General features: G+C 51.3%; 2 protein-coding genes and 4 pseudogenes. 2 read left to right on the top strand and 4 right to left on the bottom strand.

Going from position 1 to position 3,670, the window contains the following annotated elements; genetic code table 11:
* Positions 1-241, top strand: a pseudogene (locus Q0835_RS29480) (hypothetical protein); the annotation flags it as partial.
* Positions 242-556: 315 nt separating this feature from the next.
* On the opposite strand, the pseudogene Q0835_RS29475 reads toward Q0835_RS29480, so the two are convergent.
* The 3 genes and pseudogenes from Q0835_RS29475 to Q0835_RS29465 form a co-directional block, all read right to left on the bottom strand.
* Positions 557-1,042, bottom strand: a pseudogene (locus Q0835_RS29475) (DDE-type integrase/transposase/recombinase); the annotation flags it as partial.
* Positions 1,043-1,109: 67 nt separating this feature from the next.
* Positions 1,110-1,343 carry a hypothetical protein gene (locus Q0835_RS29470; RefSeq protein ID WP_298966979.1) on the bottom strand — a complete coding sequence of 78 codons (234 nt, stop codon included), beginning with the start codon at positions 1,341-1,343 and terminating at the stop codon, positions 1,110-1,112.
* A gap of 48 nt (positions 1,344-1,391) precedes the next feature.
* Positions 1,392-1,559, bottom strand: a pseudogene (locus Q0835_RS29465) (group II intron maturase-specific domain-containing protein); the annotation flags it as partial.
* Here Q0835_RS29465 and Q0835_RS29460 point away from each other — a divergent pair.
* A pseudogene (locus Q0835_RS29460) lies at positions 1,551-1,877 on the top strand (DDE-type integrase/transposase/recombinase); the annotation flags it as partial. The pseudogenes Q0835_RS29465 and Q0835_RS29460 sit on opposite strands and share 9 nt — an antisense overlap.
* Positions 1,878-2,052: 175 nt before the next feature.
* On the opposite strand, the gene Q0835_RS29455 reads toward Q0835_RS29460, so the two are convergent.
* Positions 2,053-2,748 carry a response regulator transcription factor gene (locus Q0835_RS29455; RefSeq protein ID WP_298966977.1) on the bottom strand — a complete coding sequence of 232 codons (696 nt, stop codon included), beginning with the start codon at positions 2,746-2,748 and terminating at the stop codon, positions 2,053-2,055.
* Positions 2,749-3,670: the final 922 nt, after the last annotated feature.

Raw genomic sequence — 3,670 nt, 5'->3', positions numbered from 1 at the left:
CACTGAAACGCCCGCCAGATACATCTCCATCAAGGCTTCCTCGACGCTGTATTCAAGGCCTCTTCAACGGTGCCACGAGTGTGATCCGATGGGTGGTTCGCAAGGGAGGCAGCTCGAACCGCTGGCTCGCGAACCTTGTTGCGCGCAAGCCGAAGATGTCGCGGCTGTCGCGCTCGCCAACAAGATGGCGCGCATGAACTGGGCCTTGAGCGTGAAAAAGGAAGATTACCGAATGGCGTGACCGGCACCCCTTCAAGGGGAAACTGCACGACATGACCGCAAGGCCGGGGTGAGCGATCGACGAGGAGTAGGCGACACGGACTTCGAAGTTCAAGGCAGGGACATTCAGACCCGGGGCTCGAGCGCATGCAGCTCTCTGAACCGATGTGAACCCGACTTTCCGAACAGCATACCGGCCCGTGGCGTAACAAAGGCCACATCATGAGGCCTGACACACGTCCGATCGAAGACCCCGCCGAAAGACCGAAGATTTTGCTTGCCAAACTGGGGGGCATCCATACACGCCCCGGGTTTGCCGGAGGCTGGTTGATATAAGCTAAGCGGCCATTTCTGAAGTTTCCAGATCTGCGTAGAAGTCTGCTTCGGCCTCTGCTGGCGGGATGTTGCCGATGGGTTCCAGCAGTCGGCGGTGGTTGAACCAGTCGACCCATTCGAATGTGGCATATTCCACTGCGTCGAAGCTGTACCATGGCCCACGGCGATGAATGACCTCTGCCTTGAAGAGGCCGTTGAACATCTCGGCGAGCGCCTTGTCATAGGAGTCACCGACGCTGCCAACCGAGGGTTCGATGCTGGCCTCGGCCAGTCGCTCGGTGTATTTGATCGATAGGTATTGCAATCCGCGATCCGAGTGATGCACCAATCCCGCTGCCGGCCGTCGTTGATGAACGGCCTGTTCCAGGGCATCCAGGATGAACCCGGCATGGGCCGAGCGGCTCACTCGCCATCCGACAATGCGCCGCGCAAAGGCATCGATGACGAACGCCACATAGACGAAGCCGACCCAAGTGGCGAGTGGAGTAAGAAGCGCGTTTGCGCTTCTCCTCCTCGAACCGTACGTGCGCCTTTCAGCGCATACGGCTCTCCATTCAAACTTGGCCCATGGCCATGGCAACATCATTATAGCGAGAGGTGACGGTGCTGCGATTTTCACTCCGGAAGATGTATGGATTGACCTCCGGATTGCGCCAACGGAACTGAGCCTTCGGGCTTGAGACAAGCCGTTGCAGGTCTTTTCCGATGGCCTCGCTTTGTTCATTGCGACCGTAAACCAGCCAGGTTTTTGCCTCGCCCGCTTCCGGGGCCCTGAACCATTTCCGCATCAAGGAGTTGATGCGGCAGCGGTATTTATGCCCCAGCCAGTGCGCCATTTTCCAGAATACGACATGGTCGATGCGCCGGAAGACGTATGCCCTGAAGTCGGTGAACTTGTAGAACGCCGCCCATCCCGCCAACTGGCGGTTCAGGCTGGCGATTATATCGACCGTACTGACGCTATGATTGCCAGAAAGGGTCTCGGTCAGTTTGCGGACAAACACGGCGACACCATTGATTTCATGCTGTGCAAAACCCGTGATGAAGCGGCAGCAACGGCTTTCTTCAACAGCTCTATTGGGAACAATGGTCTGTCGGAGAAGGTTGTGATAGACAAGAGCGGCACCAATCTGGCGGGTCTGACCAACATCAACATCGCCCTGCTTGTCCGCAAACTGACCAGGCCGATGATGGGCTTCAAAGTGTTCCATTCAGCAAGCGCCACGCTTGAGGGAATTGAAACAGCGCACATGATCCGCAAGGGACAACTGAACCAGCCGGGTGTTCCTGCTTACCGCCAGTTCATCGAACTCGCAGGATAACTGTGTCAAGACAAAGCCATTGGTCTCACATCAAGAAAAATTTGCGACACTACCATGCCACTGTCTGGCTGCATTGTTGATTGAACGAAGCGCATTTGCACAATTAAAGTCCATCAGAGTTGGCCAACAATGGCCGTGTCACGCATATCGGCCTGGATTTTGTCCGGCAGCAGGTCTACTCGTTGTCCAGACTATAGCCCACACCTCGCACTGTTTTGAGCCATACTGGACTGCTTGGATCTGGTTCGATCTTTTGTCGCAGTTTATTGACCTGCACGTCTATCGTTCGTTCGCCAATAGTCGATTTCAGGCCTGATAGCTCTGGTCTGGCCACTGGTTTGCCGCGTTTCTTCGCTAGACAGTGCATTATTTCCTGCTCGCGCTGTGTCAAGCGGATGACATTAGCGCCCTGGAACAATTGTCTGTCGTTGAGGCAGAACTTGTAAGGGCCGAAGTTTACTTGGCCTATGTTCTCTTTGTCAGGCTTTCCCAATCTCTCCAGGTTTCTCTTAAGGCGTAGTACAAGTTCGCGGTCGTCGAACGGCTCACAGATGTATTCTTCTGCACCCGCTTCAAGGCAGGCAAGCCTGCTGGCAGGAGTACTCTGACTTGTAATTGTGACTATCGGTGTCTTGCTGGTGAGGAATAGCAGGTGAATGTCTGAGGGGTCAAATGCCTTGAAAACATTGCAATTCAACAACAGCAGGTCAAAGACCAAGCCTCTCAACAGTCGTGCCATGGCATGAGGAGCTTTGGCCTGAGTTACCCAATAACCGTGTTGGCGCAACTTATCTGTGATGTGGTTTCTACGCTTGGGGTCGTTTTCAGCGACGAGGATATGTGCTTTTGAATTGTGGAGGTTTTTTGCCATCTAGCCGTGAACCTTAGTTCTCATCAAGATGTTAATATCTAAGGTGTTAATATTTTTTAATTTATTCTAGAAGTTTTATATTTTTGTGATTTGTTTCAATTTTTTGAACTGTCTATTTTTGACATGTAATGGAAAAACTTGTTGTTTAGATTTCTTTTAGAGGGCCTAAATATGCGGGTTACCACGACCGGCTTTGCAAGAGCATTTGATTGTCAAAGTCAATCAGGAGCTATCCTGGTTCTTATCCCGCGTTAGTTTTTTGGGCGCGTAAACCAGACGGAAATAAAGAATGCGAATGCAGCCGCATAAAACTGAAGGACAGTCTTCATGATAGCGGAAACATCGGGAACAGGTGTTAACGGGTTCAAGTTTATTGGCTTCTTCTGGCGAATGATTTTATCGACATCATCCATGTAAGCAGAAAAAATGAGATTCAAGAGAGTCATTACGATCAGGAAGCATATGCCAATTTTGACTAGTCTAAACATACATGTAAGAAGCAGGAAATTATTGTCTGTAATTTGGCTGATACTTGTTGATTTTAAAAAATACAATTTTAATATTTGAAGGATTTAGTCTTACCCTGTGCAGAGCCATTTGTTGCGGGCGCTCTGCTACGCAACTCTCTGCCGGCGCGGATTAGAGTTTTCTGCTGCGGTTTCCTTGGCTGGACAGGAGCGGAAGCGACGAAGGCATCGAGATTCACCGACGCACAGAGTGAAGACGGTAAGCCTGTTGTGATGCCGTCGGAGAAGGCGGGCATCCACGCAATTCAAGCAAATGAGGCGCGTGGTGAAGAAACTGATGACTAATCTGGGCTTGGTATTTTCGTCATATCAACCTAACCCTAAGAATTCATAGTGGTTGGTGGATTTGGTACAAGCTTCTGAAATAACGTAGGATTTGGTCGCTTAATCCGATC

This window comes from uncultured Roseibium sp., from assembly GCF_947499295.1.
GTDB lineage: Bacteria > Pseudomonadota > Alphaproteobacteria > Rhizobiales > Stappiaceae > Roseibium.
The sequence above is the reverse complement of the archived record's forward strand: the minus strand, read 5'-3'. Positions and strand labels throughout refer to the sequence as shown.